Source organism: Rhizobium jaguaris (assembly GCF_003627755.1).
Classification (GTDB): domain Bacteria; phylum Pseudomonadota; class Alphaproteobacteria; order Rhizobiales; family Rhizobiaceae; genus Rhizobium; species Rhizobium jaguaris.
This window is the reverse complement of sequence record NZ_CP032694.1, coordinates 1,411,950-1,428,468: the sequence shown is the minus strand read 5'-3', so window position 1 is coordinate 1,428,468 and position 16,519 is coordinate 1,411,950. Positions and strand designations below refer to the sequence as shown.

The 16,519-nt window shown below is 59.4% G+C and carries 20 protein-coding genes and 1 pseudogene; 13 read left to right on the top strand and 8 right to left on the bottom strand.

Annotated features, from left to right (window positions below):
- The first annotated feature begins 29 nt into the window (after window positions 1–29).
- From iolD to iolB, 3 genes are all read left to right on the top strand, one after another.
- Entirely contained in the window at window positions 30–1,880 is a 1,851-nt protein-coding gene (gene iolD / locus CCGE525_RS06955; protein WP_120703652.1) for a 3D-(3,5/4)-trihydroxycyclohexane-1,2-dione acylhydrolase (decyclizing), read from the top strand.
- Between the two features lie 68 nt (window positions 1,881–1,948).
- Complete coding sequence (gene iolE / locus CCGE525_RS06950) at window positions 1,949–2,866, top strand: myo-inosose-2 dehydratase (protein ID WP_120703651.1); 918 nt, start codon at window positions 1,949–1,951, stop codon at window positions 2,864–2,866.
- 44 nt (window positions 2,867–2,910) lie between these two features.
- A complete protein-coding gene (iolB, locus tag CCGE525_RS06945) occupies window positions 2,911–3,708 on the top strand; it encodes a 5-deoxy-glucuronate isomerase (RefSeq protein ID WP_120703650.1) in 798 nt (265 codons plus the stop codon).
- A 46-nt stretch (window positions 3,709–3,754) separates the two neighbouring features.
- Here iolB and CCGE525_RS06940 read toward each other — a convergent pair whose 3' ends face one another.
- The 3 genes from CCGE525_RS06940 to CCGE525_RS06930 all read right to left on the bottom strand — a co-directional run bounded on the left by CCGE525_RS06940 (window position 3,755) and on the right by CCGE525_RS06930 (window position 6,340).
- Window positions 3,755–5,122, bottom strand: a complete 1,368-nt coding sequence (locus CCGE525_RS06940; RefSeq protein WP_120703649.1) for an MATE family efflux transporter — start codon at window positions 5,120–5,122, stop codon at window positions 3,755–3,757.
- A 68-nt stretch (window positions 5,123–5,190) separates the two neighbouring features.
- Complete coding sequence (locus tag CCGE525_RS06935) at window positions 5,191–5,628, bottom strand: glyoxalase superfamily protein (protein WP_120703648.1); 438 nt, start codon at window positions 5,626–5,628, stop codon at window positions 5,191–5,193.
- 265 nt (window positions 5,629–5,893) lie between these two features.
- Complete coding sequence (locus tag CCGE525_RS06930) at window positions 5,894–6,340, bottom strand: baeRF12 domain-containing protein (RefSeq protein ID WP_120706298.1); 447 nt, start codon at window positions 6,338–6,340, stop codon at window positions 5,894–5,896.
- 224 nt (window positions 6,341–6,564) lie between these two features.
- Between CCGE525_RS06930 and CCGE525_RS06925 the strand changes: the two genes are divergently transcribed.
- Together CCGE525_RS06925 and CCGE525_RS06920 are read left to right on the top strand one after the other, a co-directional pair.
- Complete coding sequence (locus CCGE525_RS06925) at window positions 6,565–6,957, top strand: PilZ domain-containing protein (RefSeq protein WP_162950137.1); 393 nt, start codon at window positions 6,565–6,567, stop codon at window positions 6,955–6,957.
- 90 nt (window positions 6,958–7,047) lie between these two features.
- The gene (locus CCGE525_RS06920; RefSeq protein ID WP_120703646.1) at window positions 7,048–8,160 is read left to right on the top strand and encodes a pyridoxal phosphate-dependent aminotransferase; all 1,113 of its coding nucleotides are present in this window, start codon (window positions 7,048–7,050) and stop codon (window positions 8,158–8,160) included.
- 98 nt (window positions 8,161–8,258) lie between these two features.
- Here the strand turns inward: CCGE525_RS06920 and CCGE525_RS06915 are convergent, their stop codons facing one another.
- The 3 genes and pseudogenes from CCGE525_RS06915 to CCGE525_RS06910 form a co-directional block, all read right to left on the bottom strand.
- Entirely contained in the window at window positions 8,259–9,545 is a 1,287-nt protein-coding gene (locus CCGE525_RS06915; RefSeq protein WP_245472101.1) for a rhomboid family intramembrane serine protease, read from the bottom strand.
- Between the two features lie 156 nt (window positions 9,546–9,701).
- Window positions 9,702–9,998 (bottom strand): annotated as a pseudogene (locus tag CCGE525_RS39540) (rhomboid family intramembrane serine protease); the annotation flags it as partial.
- Between the two features lie 290 nt (window positions 9,999–10,288).
- Window positions 10,289–10,552: an SEL1-like repeat protein gene (locus tag CCGE525_RS06910; protein WP_120703644.1), complete on the bottom strand. Its 264-nt coding sequence runs from the start codon at window positions 10,550–10,552 to the stop codon at window positions 10,289–10,291.
- A 462-nt stretch (window positions 10,553–11,014) separates the two neighbouring features.
- Between CCGE525_RS06910 and CCGE525_RS06905 the strand changes: the two genes are divergently transcribed.
- From CCGE525_RS06905 to CCGE525_RS06895, 4 genes are all read left to right on the top strand, one after another.
- On the top strand, window positions 11,015–11,353 hold the full coding sequence (locus CCGE525_RS06905) for a DUF2147 domain-containing protein (RefSeq protein ID WP_120703643.1): 339 nt from the start codon (window positions 11,015–11,017) through the stop codon (window positions 11,351–11,353).
- 183 nt (window positions 11,354–11,536) lie between these two features.
- Complete coding sequence (locus CCGE525_RS38245) at window positions 11,537–11,713, top strand: hypothetical protein (RefSeq protein ID WP_162950136.1); 177 nt, start codon at window positions 11,537–11,539, stop codon at window positions 11,711–11,713.
- Between the two features lie 123 nt (window positions 11,714–11,836).
- Window positions 11,837–13,339, top strand: a complete 1,503-nt coding sequence (locus CCGE525_RS06900; protein ID WP_120703642.1) for an AMP nucleosidase — start codon at window positions 11,837–11,839, stop codon at window positions 13,337–13,339.
- A 106-nt stretch (window positions 13,340–13,445) separates the two neighbouring features.
- Window positions 13,446–13,706 (top strand): hypothetical protein, encoded by a 261-nt coding sequence (locus CCGE525_RS06895; RefSeq protein ID WP_205587437.1) that lies wholly within the window; start codon window positions 13,446–13,448, stop codon window positions 13,704–13,706.
- Window positions 13,707–13,722: 16 nt separating this feature from the next.
- On the opposite strand, the gene CCGE525_RS06890 is transcribed toward CCGE525_RS06895, so the two are convergent.
- Entirely contained in the window at window positions 13,723–14,430 is a 708-nt protein-coding gene (locus tag CCGE525_RS06890; protein ID WP_120703641.1) for a helix-turn-helix transcriptional regulator, read from the bottom strand.
- A gap of 74 nt (window positions 14,431–14,504) precedes the next feature.
- Between CCGE525_RS06890 and CCGE525_RS06885 the strand changes: the two genes are divergently transcribed.
- Complete coding sequence (locus CCGE525_RS06885; protein WP_120703640.1) at window positions 14,505–14,903, top strand: VOC family protein; 399 nt, start codon at window positions 14,505–14,507, stop codon at window positions 14,901–14,903.
- A 91-nt stretch (window positions 14,904–14,994) separates the two neighbouring features.
- On the opposite strand, the gene CCGE525_RS06880 is transcribed toward CCGE525_RS06885, so the two are convergent.
- Entirely contained in the window at window positions 14,995–15,225 is a 231-nt protein-coding gene (locus CCGE525_RS06880; RefSeq protein WP_120703639.1) for a hypothetical protein, read from the bottom strand.
- Between the two features lie 156 nt (window positions 15,226–15,381).
- On the opposite strand from CCGE525_RS06880, the gene CCGE525_RS06875 reads away from it, so the two are divergent.
- The 3 genes from CCGE525_RS06875 to CCGE525_RS06865 are packed head-to-tail and all read left to right on the top strand — an operon-like array spanning window position 15,382 to window position 16,500.
- Complete coding sequence (locus tag CCGE525_RS06875; RefSeq protein ID WP_120703638.1) at window positions 15,382–15,741, top strand: YciI family protein; 360 nt, start codon at window positions 15,382–15,384, stop codon at window positions 15,739–15,741.
- Window positions 15,742–15,751: 10 nt separating this feature from the next.
- On the top strand, window positions 15,752–16,114 hold the full coding sequence (locus CCGE525_RS06870; protein ID WP_120703637.1) for a YciI family protein: 363 nt from the start codon (window positions 15,752–15,754) through the stop codon (window positions 16,112–16,114).
- A 23-nt stretch (window positions 16,115–16,137) separates the two neighbouring features.
- Complete coding sequence (locus CCGE525_RS06865; protein ID WP_120706297.1) at window positions 16,138–16,500, top strand: YciI family protein; 363 nt, start codon at window positions 16,138–16,140, stop codon at window positions 16,498–16,500.
- Window positions 16,501–16,519: the final 19 nt, after the last annotated feature.

Genomic DNA, 16,519 nt, shown 5'->3' with positions numbered 1-16,519 from the left:
TGGACTAAGATGCATTTGGGAGGCGCCCCATGGGCAAGACGATCCGATTGACGATGGCTCAGGCCGTCGTGCATTTCCTCAAAAAGCAGATGACCGTGATCGATGGCCAGAAGCTGCCGATCTTCGGCGGCGTCTGGGCGATCTTCGGACACGGCAACGTCGCCGGAATGGGGGAAGCGCTCTATCAGGTGCGCGAGGAGCTGCCAACTTTCCGAGCCCACAATGAGCAGGGCATGGCGCATGCTGCCATTGCTTATGCGAAGACCAGTTTCCGCCAACGCTTCATGGCCTGCACGACATCGATCGGCCCCGGCGCGCTGAATATGGTGACTGCCGCCGGCGTGGCGCATGTCAACCGCATCCCCGTGCTCTTCCTGCCAGGTGATGTCTTCGCCAACCGCGCGCCCGATCCGGTGCTGCAGCAGATCGAGGACTTCGGCGACGGCACGGTTTCGGCCAACGACGCCTTCCGTCCGGTTTCGCGCTATTTCGATCGCATCACCCGACCCGAGCAGATCATCACGGCGCTGAAGCGTGCCATGCAGGTGCTGACCGATCCGCTTGATTGCGGTCCAGTGACACTGTCGCTTTGCCAGGATGTGCAGGCTGAGGCATTCGACTATCCGGAGAGCTTCTTCGAGGAACATGTGTGGGCGCTGCGCCGCCCGCAGCCGGATGCGGACGAACTGGCAAACGCCATCGCGCTGATCCGCAAATCCGAAAAACCCGTGATCGTCGCCGGCGGCGGCGTGCTGTATTCGCAGGCGACGAAGGAGCTAGCAGCCTTCGCGGAAGCGCATAGCATACCTGTCGTTGTGACACAGGCCGGCAAATCGGCGATCGACGAGACGCACCCGCTGGCGCTCGGCTCGGTCGGCGTCACCGGGACGTCGGCCGCAAACGCGATTGCTGAAGAAACCGATCTGGTCATCGCTGTCGGCACCCGCTGCCAGGATTTCACCACCGGTTCCTGGGCGCTGTTCAAGAACGAAAAACTCACGATGGTCGGCCTCAACATCGCGGCCTATGACGCGCTGAAGCACAATGGTCACCCCTTGGTGACAGATGCGCGCGAAGGACTGAAAGTTCTGTCCGCAGGCCTTGCTGGCTGGAAAGCGCCGGCAGTGCTTGTTGAGAAGGCAACGCGGGAAAAGAAGATCTGGCTGGAAGCTGCCGCCAAGGCGATGGCGACGACGAATACCGCCCTGCCCTCCGATGCCCAGGTGATCGGCGCCGTCACCCGCACGATCAGCGGCGAAAAAAGCATTCTCTTGTGCGCTGCGGGCGGTCTGCCCGGCGAGTTGCACAAGCTGTGGCCGGCGACCGCGCCCGGCAGCTATCACATGGAATACGGCTTCTCCTGCATGGGCTATGAGATCGCCGGCGGCCTTGGCGCGAAGATGGCGCGGCCGGACAAGGAGGTTGTCGTCATGGTCGGCGACGGCTCCTACATGATGCTGAATTCGGAGCTGGCGACCTCGGTCATGCTCGGCCTGAAGCTCATCGTCGTCCTCCTCGACAACAGAGGCTACGGCTGCATCAACCGGCTGCAGATGGCGACCGGCGGCGCGAACTTCAACAATCTCTTGAAGGATGCCCGTCACGAGGTGATGCCGGAGATCGATTTCCGAGCGCATGCCGAGAGCATGGGCGCCGTGGCCGTCAAGGTCGCGTCCATCGCCGAGCTGGAGCAGGCGATCGAGGCTTCGAAGAAGAACGATCGCACTTCGGTCATCGTCATCGATACCGATCCGCTGATCACGACGGACGAAGGCGGGCATTGGTGGGATGTCGCTGTTCCCGAGGTCAGCCCGCGCGCCGAGGTCAACAAGGCCCGCGCCGCCTACGAGCAAGCGCGCAACGCCCAGCGTATAGGCTGATCGATTTCCGTCATTTTTCTGGAGGAGCGGTCCTGCTCCTCCAAACAATGCTTTCAAGGAGACCATTGATGAAGGCCAAACTCGGCATGTCGCCCATCGCCTGGTGGAACGACGATCTTCCTGAGCTCAGCGACGACGTATCTCTCGAGGAATGCCTGCGCCAGTCGCGCAGCGCCGGCTTCACCGGCATGGAACAGGGCCGGCGTTTCCCCAGCAATCCTGATGAAATGCTGCCCATCCTACGGGCCGCCGACGTGACGCTCTGCGGCGGCTGGTTCTCGGGCACGCTTGTCAATGAGGAGCTTGCTGCGAACAAGGACCGCATCGCTCCGATGATCGAGCTGTTCAAGGCGGTCAATGCGCCTTGCATCGTCTATGGTGAAGTCGGCCGTTCCATCCAGGGCGACCGCTCCAAGCCGCTCGCCACCAAGCCGCGCCTTTCGGATGACGAGATGAAGGCCTATGCCCGCCGCGTGACCGAGTTCGGCGAATGGTGCGCCGAGCAAGGCATGCCGCTCTCTTATCACCATCACATGGCCGCCGTCGTGGAAACCGAGCCGGAACTCGACGCCTTCATGCGCAATTCCGGCGACGGCATTCCGCTTCTGCTCGATGCGGGGCATCTGGCCTTTGCCGGCGGCGACGTGCTGCGCGCCATCGACAACCACCACGCCCGCATCAACCATGTTCACGTCAAGGATATCCGCAAGCCGGTTATTGATGGGTTGGATCGCAGCCGACAGTCCTTCCTCGACGCAGTGGCGCTCGGCGCGTTCACGGTACCGGGCGACGGCTCGCTCGATTTCGGCGCCATCGTCCAGCGTCTGGCGGATTACGGCTATGAAGGCTGGTTCGTCGTCGAGGCCGAACAGGACCCGCGCAAGGCGCCGCCGCAGAAAATGGCCGAGATCGGGCATGCCGAATTGATGCGTGTCATGACGACAGCAGGCTATGCGGTGGAAACAGAGGGCTTTCCCAAGGGATAGAGGGAACCGAAGGCCTCTCCCCAAGCAACGAAGGAAAAACACCAATGCCAAATCTAAAGGTCAAACCCGATGGCTCCCATGGTCGCGTTACACATGTCACGCCCGAAAGCGCCGGGTGGACCTATGTCGGGTTCGACCTCCATCGCCTGAAGCCGGGCGAGACGGCTTCGGCGGAAACCGGCGATCGCGAGGTCTGCCTCGTATGGGTCAGCGGCAAGGGAAGCGCCAAGGCAGGTATCAAGGATTTCGGCTCGCTCGGCGAGCGCATGTCTCCTTTCGAGGGCGCGCCCCACGCGCTCTATGTTCCAGCAGGATCGAACTGGTCGGTGACCGCAGAGACCGAGCTGGAACTTGCCGTCTGCTCGGCACCGGGCGGCGGCTCCTATGAAGCGCGCGCCATCCCACCGGGCACCCACCCTGCCCTGACGCGCGGCAAGGGCACCAATGTCCGCTACGTCAACAACATCATGCCGGAAGACGATGGCGCGGCTCACTCCTTGCTGGTGGTCGAAGTCATCACACCGGGCGGCCATACCTCGTCCTATCCGCCCCACAAGCATGATCAAGACAATCTGCCGAACGAAAGCTTCCTCGAGGAGACCTACTATCATCGCCTGAACCCGCCGCAGGGTTTCGGCTTCCAGCGCGTCTATACCGACGATCGCTCGCTGGACGAAGTCATGGTGCTGGAGGACGGCGACGTAACACTGGTGCCGAAAGGATACCATCCCTGCGCCGCCTGCCATGGCTACGACCTCTATTATCTCAACGTCATGGCCGGTCCGAAACGCGTCTGGAAGTTCCATAACGCGCCGGAACATGAGTGGCTTCTCAAGGCCTAGTTGCCACCGAACTGGAAGGCCGCGTCTCAAGACGCGGCCTTTATGCTCACGCCGGCAGCAGACCGTATCGCCAGCCGCGGTCCCTGGCGTTGCGCGATAACACCAACCAGGCGAGCAGAAGCATTCCTGTTTCGGCGAAGACCGGCACCACCCAGATTCCGGTTTCGCCGAAGATGAAAGGCAGTAGGAATGTCAGCGGTAGCGTGAAGAGATAGGGCCGTGCCAGGCCGAAGATCGCTGCTCGCTTCGCATCGCCGATCGACTGGAAATAGGACGACAGCACAATCATCTGCCCGAACAGGAAATAGGCACCGACCGTCCACGGCAGTATCCGTCCCACCTCGGCGATGATGACGGAATCACTAACGAAAACGCCGCCCAGTCTGCCCGCGAACATTTCGACGACCAGCTCCACAACAGTGCAATAGACTAGCGCCGATACCATGGCGATCTGCAGGCTTTGGCCGACACGGGCCGGAAGCGCGGCGCCGTGATTGTGACCGGATATCGTCTGCAGGGCGATGCCGAGACCGAGGAGCGGCAGATAGGCGAAGGTCATCACACGGGTGATGATGCCGTAAGCGCCGACAGTCGCGACATAGTCTCCTTGGTGCCAGATCGACAGGTTGAAAAGGATCGATGCCGAACTCAGGGATATGCCGATGAACCCGAGGCTCATCGGCGCACCGAAAGCGACGATCCCGCGCCATTCAGCCATCGGAAATGATATCGACGGCCCGAGCGTACCGGGCCGCCGCCAGCGATAGAACAGGACGATCGCCAGGCAAATGAATTGCGCCCCAATCGAACCGGCGGCTGAGCCGATGACGCCCCAATGCATGACCGCCATCAGCAGCCAGTTGGCGAGGATATTGAGCAGGGTCGAGGCAAGCGTCACCAGCGTCATGAAGCCGATTTTGCCCTCGCAACGCAGGCCGTCGATATGCACCGACAAAAGGAAGCTCACAGGCGCAAAACCGACCATGACGCTCATGAAAACAGCGGCATTGCCGGCGACGGCTGCGTTACCCTCCGCACTTGCGGCGATGACTTGCCGCCCGGCTGTCCAATAGACGGCGTTGACCAGGATGACCACCGCCAGGGCCAGGCCGTGGGCGGCGCTAAAAACTTGTTTTGCGCCGGCTCGGTCTCCCGCCCCCAATCGGCGCGCCAGGATACTCGCCATGCCGTTGAAGACCAAGGATTGCAGCGCAATCAGGAGCATCAGCGCCGGAAAAATGAGGCTGACCGCCGAGAGGGCATCGGCACCCACATAAACGCCAAGAAAATAAGCGTCGACGACGGCAAACAGGCCGTTGATGGTCGTGATCATGATGATCGGCGTGGCGGCGCGGGCAAAGACGCCCGGCAGCCAGCCGCTCAGGAACATGTTGCTTTCGGAATGATTCGTCATGGAAAAAATCCAGGCAGCATCGCGCGCCGCCAGATGACGGCTGCGATCGATTGATGAAAGGATGAATGCTAGATGTCCAGCACCAGATGCGGCACGCCGTCGGAGGTCCTGCGCGGCGAAATGCCGTTGACATCGATCTGGGCGTTGATGCGCTGGCGGAAGGCCGAGAAGCTCTCGAAGGTCACGACATCCACCGGAGCGTCGAAATGGATGGTGATCCTGTAAAGCCCGCCGGACTGCTCCGACAGCGCCAGAACCTTGCCGGTGAAGGGCTGGTTCAGGTAGCGGCCGCGGACCGCGGTTCCCACGGCAACCGGTGCGCTGGGCGCTGCATTCGGTTTTGCCGCAAGTGCAGACAGCGTGTTCCAGTCGCGCAGCCCATATTGCTTGGCGATCAGTTCCAAGGCCGCGCTGTGGGCCACATCGCCGCCGCGCGCAGCCATTGCCTGCCGCAGACGTTTGGCCTGCTCTTTCAATTCATCAATGGACGGATAGATCGTCGTCACGAAATCAGCCTCTCAGAAGGCATGCGTTTACGACTGCAGATCGGAGCTCGCATTACCGCCAGTCAGCATGCGCCAGATGGCTGTGACCATGTTCGCGAGGACTTCACCATGGATTTTCATCCGCGAGCGGCCGGCGCCTCGAACCGGATTTTCGTATGATCGAAACCAAAGCCGATGTCAAGACGAGGCAACGCGCCTGCAGCAAGCGACGCCGTGCAGGCGCGTGCGTCGAGGGACGGCGGTGTTTTCGCGCCCTCCCGTCTCTTCAAGCGACTAGATGGCGCTCAATCTGATCGACCGGAAAATTCGTCAAGTCCTTGGCGACTTCGGCCACGATGACCGCTTGCGAATGAGCCCCGAGATGGGGCCGCAGGACGCCAAGTGCGCGCGGCGGCGCCACAAGAATGAGGCGGTTGATACCCTTCGTCTGCACGAGCGCATCGACCTTCACCGCAACGCCCTTCAGGAACTCGACCGCTGCCTGTTCATGCCATTCCGTTTCTTCCACGGCGCTGCCGGCGAAACCTTCGGCCTGGTGCGTGCGTCCCGGTTTGTCCGCGCCAAGTTCCCGATCCGGTGCATGCGGCTGCTCCATGGTTTCGCAGGTTCGCAAATCCGGATGCGGGCCGCCGTTCGAACTCTTCAGGATCAGCGCCTTTGCGCCGTCGCAAACCACGACCCAGGTTCCTCGCGAAATTTTGATATCGACCATCATCCCGTCCTCATGCTGCATGTCACGGTAAAAAACCGCCGACGAAGGAGAACGTCTCATGACGCGAAGGGTTCAAAAACCGCATGCTTGGCGCGCGATATCGCCCAACCGAGTGAAAAACGCCCGATTCGTTAAAATTCGATTGGCGCAATTGACGCTTATGCAAAATCTTCGTGCAAGGTTCATGCTGTAACCGAGATGAATTCGGTGGCCTCAAACGGGGAATGACAATGCTTCGCGCAACGCATCTGGCGAAAGTCAAATCCGAAGTCTACGAGCACAGGTGGGAACGGTTCTTCGTTCAACGGCCGGCCCGTCTCATTTCCGTGCGCCCATGCCTGACAGGCATTTCGGTGCGTAGCGCCGAGATCGTCGACATTTCACAAGGCGGCGCCAGTTTCGTGGTCGGTACGACCGTGGGCCTGCCGACGCATTATTATCTGAACATTCTTGGCCTTGCCTATCGCATCGGCTGTGCCGAAATCAATCGGATGGACAATCGCGTCAACGTTCGCTTCATCAACCTGATCGAGCCGGAAACATTGAGACGCGTCGTGCGCGCCGATTTCATGATCGGCAACGCCGAGGCGCTTGCAGCGCGCGGCAAGCGCCAATAGGTCTCGGCTTCAGGTTTTTCCGCCCTTGCAACGGCTCGCCAAGCGCCTATTGTGCTGCGCCTTGCAACGAGTTGGGGAAAACTAGCCAGAATGTCCGCCTTTTCGCGCTTCACGCCGCTGATCAGCGCCCTTCCCTCCACCGTGCCTTTCGTCGGCCCGGAGGCCCTTGAACGCCAGCGCGGATTGACCGTGGGGGCGCGCATCGGCGCCAATGAAAATGGCTTCGGCCCCGCCCCCTCCGTCATCGAGACCATGCGCGAGCAGGCTGGCGATATCTGGAAATACAATGACCCGGAAAATTTCGCGCTGAAGGAGGCGCTCGCCGCGCATCTCGGTGTCAAGCCTGCGAATATCGCCGTCGGCGAAGGCATCGACAGCCTGCTCGGTCTGATCGTGCGTATGGTCGTCGAGCCGGGAACACCCGTCGTCACCTCGCTCGGCGGCTACCCGACCTTCAATTTCCATGTCGCCGGCTTCGGCGGACGGCTGGTGACGGTGCCATATGTCAATGATCGCGAGGATCTCGACGGCCTGCTGGAGGCGGTAAGGCGCGAGAATGCGCCGCTGGTCTATTTCGCCAACCCCGATAATCCTATGGGGAGCTGGTGGGATGCCGACAAGATCGTCGCCTTTGCCCGCGCTCTGCCGGAAAGCTGCCTTCTCGTTCTCGACGAAGCCTACAGCGAGACAGGGCCTGCCAGTTCATTGCCCGATATCTTGGCGCTGATCGGCCTGCCGAACGTCCTGCGCACCCGCACCTTCTCCAAGGCTTACGGCCTGGCCGGCGCCCGTGTCGGCTATGCCATCGGCGTGCCGGAAACGGTGCTCGCTTTCGACAAAATCCGCAATCACTTCGGCATGAACCGGCTGGCGACGGCCGCCGCGCTCTCGGCACTGAAGGATCAGGCCTACCTCGCCGAAGTCGTCGGCAAGATTCACGCTGCCCGCGAGCACATCGGCATGATCGCCCGTGACAACGGGCTTTCGCCGCTTGCCTCCGCTACCAATTTCGTCGCCGTCGATTGCGGCCGCGACGGTGCCTACGCACGTGCCATCGTCGATGGGCTGATTCAGCATGGCGTCTTTATCCGCATGCCGGGCGTGGCGCCACTCAATCGCTGCATCCGCATCAGCGTCGGTCCCGAGGGCGATCTCGATCTTCTGGCCGAAGCACTGCCAAAGGTGTTGAAGGCGATCGGCTGAGTACAGCGGCGTTTGAAAATCATCGGCGATTTCTGTCGCCGGCACAGCAATTGACCTCACTTCCGGAGCCGTCACTTGCGTCGGGTCGTTTTTGAAAACTACTGTGCGAGAAGTCTCTGCAACTCTCCTCGGGCGCCGTCATATTCCATGAAGGTTGAAGGGCAAGACAGCGACGCGGCCCGAAATTGCTGGCGGGCATCCGGAATCTCTTTCCGGATCAGATGCCATTCGCCGACATAAAAGATCGCTTCGCAGAGAGCGTTGTTGTCAGAGGCTTTTGCAATCACCTCGGCGGGATTCAATTCGCCGAGCAAGAGCCTGTAGACGGGATAGGGCCATTTCGCTTGATCAAGCTTCCCGGCCTCGGCACGTAGGTCGGCAGCTGCGTCAGCGTCCTTGCCCTGCTCTTGAGCGAGATAACGCCAGAGATGATAATAGGGCGCGGCTTTCTCGTCCTGCTGCGCTTTAACGGCGAAGTCCTGTGCCGCCAGTTGATATTGCCCCCGGAAATATTGTGCAAACGGGTTCGTGAGAAGGTCGGCGCGGATCTGGCTGATGGGCCAGAGCGAGACGGCTGCAATGACACCAAACGCGATGCTGATTGTTAACGCTGCAGCACTGAAACGGGGACGCGGACGCACGCGAGGCCAGGCAGTCAACAGTATCAGGGCTATTGCTCCGCCGGCCACGGCTCCTCCCAGGTGCGCTGCGTAGTCGATGTGCATGCCGTCCTGCGTTCGCGATATGAACGGTATCAAGGACGGTATCAATATTCGGATTGCTCCAACTCGCAGCGACGTCGGGAGCGAACCGGAGCGGAAATGAAAACTCAGCACGATAATGGCGGCAAACAGGCCGACGATCCCACCGGAGGCCCCAACGGCCACGAGATTGTCGGGATTGATCAGCAAGGAGGCTACGGATCCGCCGAGGGCGCTGATGCAAAACAGACCAGCGAACCAGCGCCAGCCGATGAGGCGTTCGAGCAGCCTGCCGGCGAACCAAAGCGCGAAGCAGTTAAAGGCCAGGTGAAGGAGGTTCGCATGCAGGAAAGGCGCGGTAAAAAGCCTCCACCATTGACCAGCGACGAGAACGCTGTTGCGAAAGGTTCCTCCCAACACCAGCAACGTTTGAACTGTCGGGGAACCCTTGTCGGGAGCGTCGACGCCAAAGGCGAGTTCCCCTGCATAAACGCTAGCCAGGACGGCAATCAGCGCATACGTAAACAGGGGCTGGCCATGTATTGCGGCGGCATGCACAGTCTCGTAATCGCTATCGAATAGCGCGGCGGAGCCGGCATTTGTCGCGGCGGTGCGGTTGTCCTCGCGGGCCCTTCTTAGAAAATCCCAGCATTGCTCGAATATCCAGTCCGGATCGCCCTGCAAGATTTTCAGCGAAATTCCCGCCTTCGTCCCTGAGCCCCGAAGCACTTTCGGGAGCCTGCTTATCAATCCGCGTCGGTTCAGAGTGCCGGCGACAGCCGGATCGAGGCGAAGTACAAGGTTGTCCGTTCCCCTGCTCTGAATTCTTTCGAGGTCTCGTAGGGCCAGCCATGGTATTGTTTCGGCAGCGAAGCTTTCGATGTGAATTCCGGCGCCCGAAATCACCAGTCCCGGCGCGCTTCTAAACAGCTTGGCTAGCAAGCTAAGTGCAGCAAGGCCAAGAAGTACCGCTGCCGGCCACATCAGGATCGGGCCGATCAGAGGGTTTTCGGTCCTAACGGGACGATAGGATATCCACACGCAGCCGACAGCAAAAACCGACAGAACCAAGGAAAATAGCAGCAGTCTGCCCTTGTCATAGGCAAACTCAAATTTCAGCGACAGTTGGGTGCTCATTTCGAGGTCTCAAAGAAAGGGCCATCAACGGGGCATCAGTCTACTCGTTTACAGCGAATTCTGAGAGCTTTATCACAACCATATTCACAACTATAGATCGATTATATTGCGCGCACCATTTGCAGCGACAGATGCGTCTTGAGAGGCCAAATGGATGCTCCGCGAAGCAAGAAACCGCGCCGGCCTTGTTTCCGGCCGGTCGCGGTTTTCTGATAGTCACAGCGTGCCTCTCCGCCCGCTGTTTGTCCCCTCTTCCGAGGCTTTTGTTCTCGTATTCCTTGTGGCGCGCTTCAGTGCGTGGTCATCCATTCGCGGGCGGCGCGGAGCGCTGCGGCGAGCTCCATCTTGGTCAGCGAGGCTGCGACGTCGGCGCGAAGCTCGGCGGCGCGGTCACTGCCCTTGATGGCGGCGATGTTCAACCATTTGTGGGCGGCAACGAGGTCGGCCTTGCAGCCCCTGCCGGTCGCATGGATCACGCCCAGTTCACAAAGAGCGTCGGCGCTGTTGCCACCCATCATGGCCATTTCGGATGTCGGTATTTCGAAGCGTGCCATCGGTTTAATCCCTGTTTCAGTCTATTCGTTATCGACCCTGTTTTTCCTTCCGGACCTTGCCGTCTATCGCGGCTTGATGATCCTTCCGGTCGGCGGGTTTGCCCCGCTCGTTTGATGGCTTCACTATCGCAGACGGCTTTCAAAAAACGGCTAAAATGCATGCTTAATTCGATGCAAACAAAGTACAAATGCTTGGTAAACTTGGGATTTTGTTAAACATCGCTTCCCTTGCAAATTAAGGATTTTCGAGCGAGTTTTACCCATCGTTAAGGTTTGGATTTAAACTCTTCGTTCACCACGAAAGCAGCCACTGAAACAAGGCGCGTTATTTTTCGGTGAGCTTCCGAGGTGAGGAAAGCCGTAAAATTGCCCCCGACGAAGAGTATTTACCTTTGCCTTCGCGCTGAATAGTCTCACCGCAATCCCGGCCCCCGCGCCGGAGAACCTTGGGGGAGGAAAGATATGATCCGCGCCACCATTCTCGCCGCCGCACTGGTTTTCAGCGCGAGTGCGGCTTTGGCCGAAGAGTCGATTGTCGGCAAATGGAAGACCGAGGACGGCGAGACCGCCGTCGTCACGCGTTGCGGCAGTGGTTACTGCGTGACATTGCAGACCGGGGAATATGCCGGTCGGCAGGTCGGCAAGATGGAGGGCAAGGACGGCACCTACACGGGCGAACTTACAGATCCCGAGGACAACAAGACCTATAGCGGGACCGGCATAGTAAGCGGTAATACCGTGAAAATGCAGGGGTGCGTATTGAAGATATTCTGCAAATCACAAACTTGGACGAAGCTATAGAAAGTACTTCGCCGGGGGACGTAAGGCCAAATCAATACGTCCTCCGCGCCGGAGAAGACCTTCGGTTCAAAGTCGCGAGCGCGCTAGTCTTTCTGAACGCCGGATGAACCGGTATCTCAGCACCTGTTCAGCCTGACCATGGCAAAACAGTGTCCAGTATAGGGCACGGGTAGGGCCAGGAATATGAACACAATCATCATAGCGCGGCGCTTCGCCATCATCATGCTGTTTGCGGCCATCTTTGCGGTCACGTTTTCGATGGCAGTCGACCATACCGGCCGCAGCGGCTCGCAATCGCATTTTGGTGCAAGCTTCACCTGCCTGCAGACAGGCAGCCCTTATTGCACGACAGTGCAGTAATCGGCAGCTTTTCACCGATCTTCGAGAATCGAACCACAAAACAGCATGAAAATAGCTGCGAAAATCCCGGACGGTGCCTTGCAACGTCGTTTGCTTGTTAAGGACGACATTCTATAATAGCTCATGAGCAACCGAATCTCTCCTTTTTCACCCCTCGATATTTCCTCACCCAGTCCGTTTCAGCCGCAGAGCTTCGATGATCCGGCCAAAGCAGTCGATGCGCTCACCGCGCTTTATGAGCGCAACACCGCTTTCCTGATCGACAGCTTTACCAAGCTCGCCAAGGGCGCTCCGATCACGGCACGCTATCGCGCCTTCTATCCGCAGGTCTGCATCGAGACGACGAGCTTCGGCCATGTCGACACGCGTCTCTCCTACGGCCACGTCACCGCGCCGGGCGTCTACACGACTACCATCACCCACCCGCAGCTTTTTCGGTATTACCTGAAAGAACAATTGGCGCAGCTGATGCGCAGCCATAATGTGCCGGTGCTCGTGTCGGAATCAACGACACCCATCCCACTGCATTTCGCCTTCGGCGAAGGGGCGCATGTGGAAGCTTCCGCCACTGCTTTCGAAGATATTCCGCTGCGCGATCTCTTCGATGCGCCGGACCTGAACACCACCGACGATGAAATCGCCAATGGCGAATATATCCCGCCGCCGGGCCAGCCATCACCCTTGGCGCCGTTTACCGCGCAACGCATCGACTATTCGCTCGCGCGCCTCGCTCACTATACCGCAACCAGTGCGACGCATTTCCAGAACTTTGTGCTCTTTACGAACTATCAGTTCTATATCGACGAATTCTGCAACTGGGCGCGCGATCTGATGGCCAAGGGCGGCGACGGCTACACTGCCTTCGTCGAGCCGGGCAATATCATCACGCCGGCCGGCTCCAGCCAACCAGACGGGAACCCGACCCCACCGCGGCTGCCGCAGATGCCGGCCTATCATCTGAAAATGAAGGGCCATGCGGGTATCACGATGATCAATATCGGCGTCGGCCCGTCCAACGCCAAGACGATCACCGACCATGTCGCCGTGCTCCGCCCCCATGCCTGGCTGATGCTCGGCCACTGCGCCGGTCTGCGCAACAGCCAGCGGCTCGGCGACTACGTGCTGGCGCATGCCTATATGCGCGAGGATCACGTTCTCGACGACGACTTGCCGGTGTGGGTGCCGATCCCGGCGCTTGCCGAAGTGCAGGTGGCGCTGGAAGCGGCGGTCGCCGAGATCACCGGCTACGAAGGATTCGAGCTGAAACGCATCATGCGCACCGGCACGGTCTGCACGATCGACAATCGCAATTGGGAACTGCGTGACCAGGCCGGTCCCGTCAAGCGGCTGTCGCAGGCGCGCGCCGTGGCGCTCGACATGGAGTCGGCGACGATTGCCGCCAACGGTTTCCGGTTCCGCGTTCCCTACGGCACGCTGCTCTGCGTTTCGGACAAGCCGCTGCACGGCGAGCTGAAACTGCCCGGCATGGCGACCGCCTTCTACCGGACGCAGGTGAACCAGCATCTGCAGATAGGCATCCGCGCCATCCAGAAGCTGGCGGCAATGCCGCCGGAAGCGCTGCATTCACGCAAGCTGCGCAGTTTCTTCGAAACGGCGTTTCAGTGACCTATCGATAAGGCGGCAATCACATTGGCAGAGGAAAATGTCGTGCCGTGGATGAGCTTTGATAGCGGTTCGACAGTCGGCCTTCGGGGTTCAGAAGGTGGCGTCATTGTTTTGGACGAAGAACACGGCGCCGGCGCGGGTCACACTTGAGAGGTGTGACCGCGTGCCATTTGCCATTACCTGCGGCCTCTACGGCAATATGGTCTACACTGTTTTTGTCGGCAGTGAGCAGGAGGGGCTGGACACCTTCCATGCGATCAAGACGGAACTTGAAGAGCTAATCGCGATCTGGCCGGAAAACGATGCGCCGGCCGATCAAGTGTCCAGATTTTATGTTGCCTTCTCGGATTTTGTGCAGCGCTTTTAACGCAGCTCCCTATTTCCTAAGTGCGGTTCTGGATTGGCTTAAATCGTTCCGCTCTCCATTGCTGCCATTTCCGGCGGAGCTCGCCGACGCGCAGGCCGATAGTTCCATCGCACAGAATTGCCCTGGTGATCCTGTCGCAGCGGAAGTGCCTGAAATCCTGCCGTAATTCGCACCAAGCCACCAGCATCCGATGGCTCTCGGCATAGCCGAGGATGACTGGCCACACGATGCGGTCGGTTATCTCGCCGTTCTCCGCCTGATAGCACAGCGCCAATTTACGTCTCTGACGGATTGCTTCCCGGATGTCGGCAACATCAATGATTTCAGTTGGCGGGCGCGAACCTGGTTTCACGCCTATGCTTGGCTCGGCGATAAACGGCCGCAAGTTTTCAGGAACGGCGGCCGCGATTTTGACGATGACATCACGGGCGGCGTTGGCAATGAGAGTATCGGAATGGCCGGCGACCCATTGCGCGCCCAATATCGCAGCCTCGATTTCATCAGGCGTAAGCATAAGCGGCGGCATGTCGTAGGCGGGATCGAGCAAATAGCCGAAGCCGGCCTCCCCTGAAATCGGCACCCTCTGGCCAATGAGATCGCCAATGTCGCGGTAGACGGTGCGTTTCGAGACCTCAAGTTCTTCCGCAATGTCAGCGGCAGTCACCGGCCGGGTACTCCGACGCAGGATTTGAATGATCTGAAATAGGCGATCGGCTCGACGCATATGCTGACTCCTGCTGCCATAATGGTGGCAACAGGGCTGTGCGACAAGCTCCATCATGTCAAAAGGAGCCCACAATGAAATTTGCATCGACACGCATCATCACCGCGGACATCAAGCAACTGGTCGCCTTCTATGAGATGATCGCAAACGTGAAAGCGCAGTGGCTAGCGCCGGTCTTCGCCGAAATGGTCTTGCCCGGCGCTGTACTAGCGATTGGTTCATCGGAAACGGTTGCGCTCTGGAAGGAAGGCAGCGCTGAACCATGCACCAATCGCAGTCTCGTCCTGGAGTTTCAGGTCGACGATATCGACGCCGAATATGCCCGCCTCAAAGACAAAGTGCCCCTCGTGCATGAACTCAAGACAATGCCTTGGGGCAACACAACGTTTCAGTTTCGGGACCCCGATGGAAATGCCGTTTCGCTCTACATGCCGAGTACCGACGAAGCAAAGAAGCGATTTGCCACCAGATAAAGTGACCACTGCGATCGCAACAAGTCTGAGTTTCGCGACACATTTGCGACAGGAAGTATCCAGCCTTCGGTTAGGGCGGGCGCTTCACCCGTTATTTATTTGCCTCCGGCATCGGCCACATTTGATCAACGGCCGCTACCTGCGGCCGATTGATTGCGGGATCTGCCGCCCAATTGAGGCAGAGGATCAGAACCGCAAGGGCAGCAAAGCCGGCCATGGTACGCAGAACGACCTTCCCGAGCCCGGCCGGCTCCATCAGATCCTTCTCCGACAATGTCTTCCCGCACCAATGATTCACCAGAGCTGTTTCCAAGGTTTGCATATCCGTCTCTCCGTTGGTGATGATGGAACCTTGTCGAGCGGCTTCGCTCTTTTTCGACAGCGATGAAATTTTTTGTCATGCTGGTGGTCGGGATGTCGATTTGCGCGTGGCCCGCTCGTCTATGGCTATCAGCAAACGGAAAGCGGAGGCGCTGCGATGAAATATCTTTGTCAGGTCTGGTTCGACGGCTCGAAGCTCGAGGCCATGACACAAGAGGAAAAGCACAGGCTCGATTCGGATTCACTCGCCTACGACCGGGACCTGACTGCCAGCGGGCATATGATCCATGCCGAAGCACTGCAATCGCCACGATCGGCCGTAACGGTGCGGGTGCGCGGCGGGGAAACGTCGGTGACGGACGGCCCATTCATCGAAACCAAGGAGCATCTTGGCGGCTTCATCCTGATCGAGGCCAAGGATCTCAACGACGCGATCCGTGTCGCAGCCGGTATTCCGCTTGCAAAGCTCGGCAGCATCGAAGTGCGGCCGATCTATTCCTTCGGTCCTGAAGCTTAAGGAGGCGACGATGAAATTTCTCTGCCAGGTCTGGTTCGACACCGCCGAGATCATGACCCTCACCGAGGAAGAAGGTCGGCGGCTGACGCAGGAGTCCATCGACAACGACAACAGGCTGCGCGACAGCGGACATATCGTCGTAGCAAATGCATTGCGAGCCCCGCAGACCGCCAGAACGGTTCGGGTGCGCAGGGGCGAGGCCACGGTCAGCGACGGCCCCTTTGCCGAAATGAAGGAGCATCTCGGCGGTTTCGTGCTGATCGAGGCGAAGGATATGGAAGAGGCTGCCAGCATCGCCGCCACCTTCCCTGTCGCCCGCTATGGCATGATCGAGGTCCGCGCGGCCTATGATATCCGGTTTCCGAACGAATAGGTAAAGAGCGGGAGGACATGGACATGCGGTTTTTATGCTTGATCTACATGCCGGCCGACCTGGACAGTACGTTGACTCCCAGCGAGGGTGATACCCTGATCGCCGACCACTTTGAGTACGACGAGAGCCTAAGGCGCAGAGGTACAATGATCTGGTCGGATGCGCTGGGGACCCCCGACAACGCGATCGTCATCCGCGCGCGCGGATCGGTGCTTTCCACAACAGACGGCCCGTTCGTAGAAACGAAGGAGCATCTCGCAGGCTTCTATGTCATCGAGGCGCCTGACATGGCCGGTGCAACCGAAATTGCCCGCCGCATCCCCTCTGCCCAATACGGCGCCATCGAAATCCGTCCGATCCGGATACTGACCCTTCCCGGCACCTGACAGGGAGAACAGAACACGG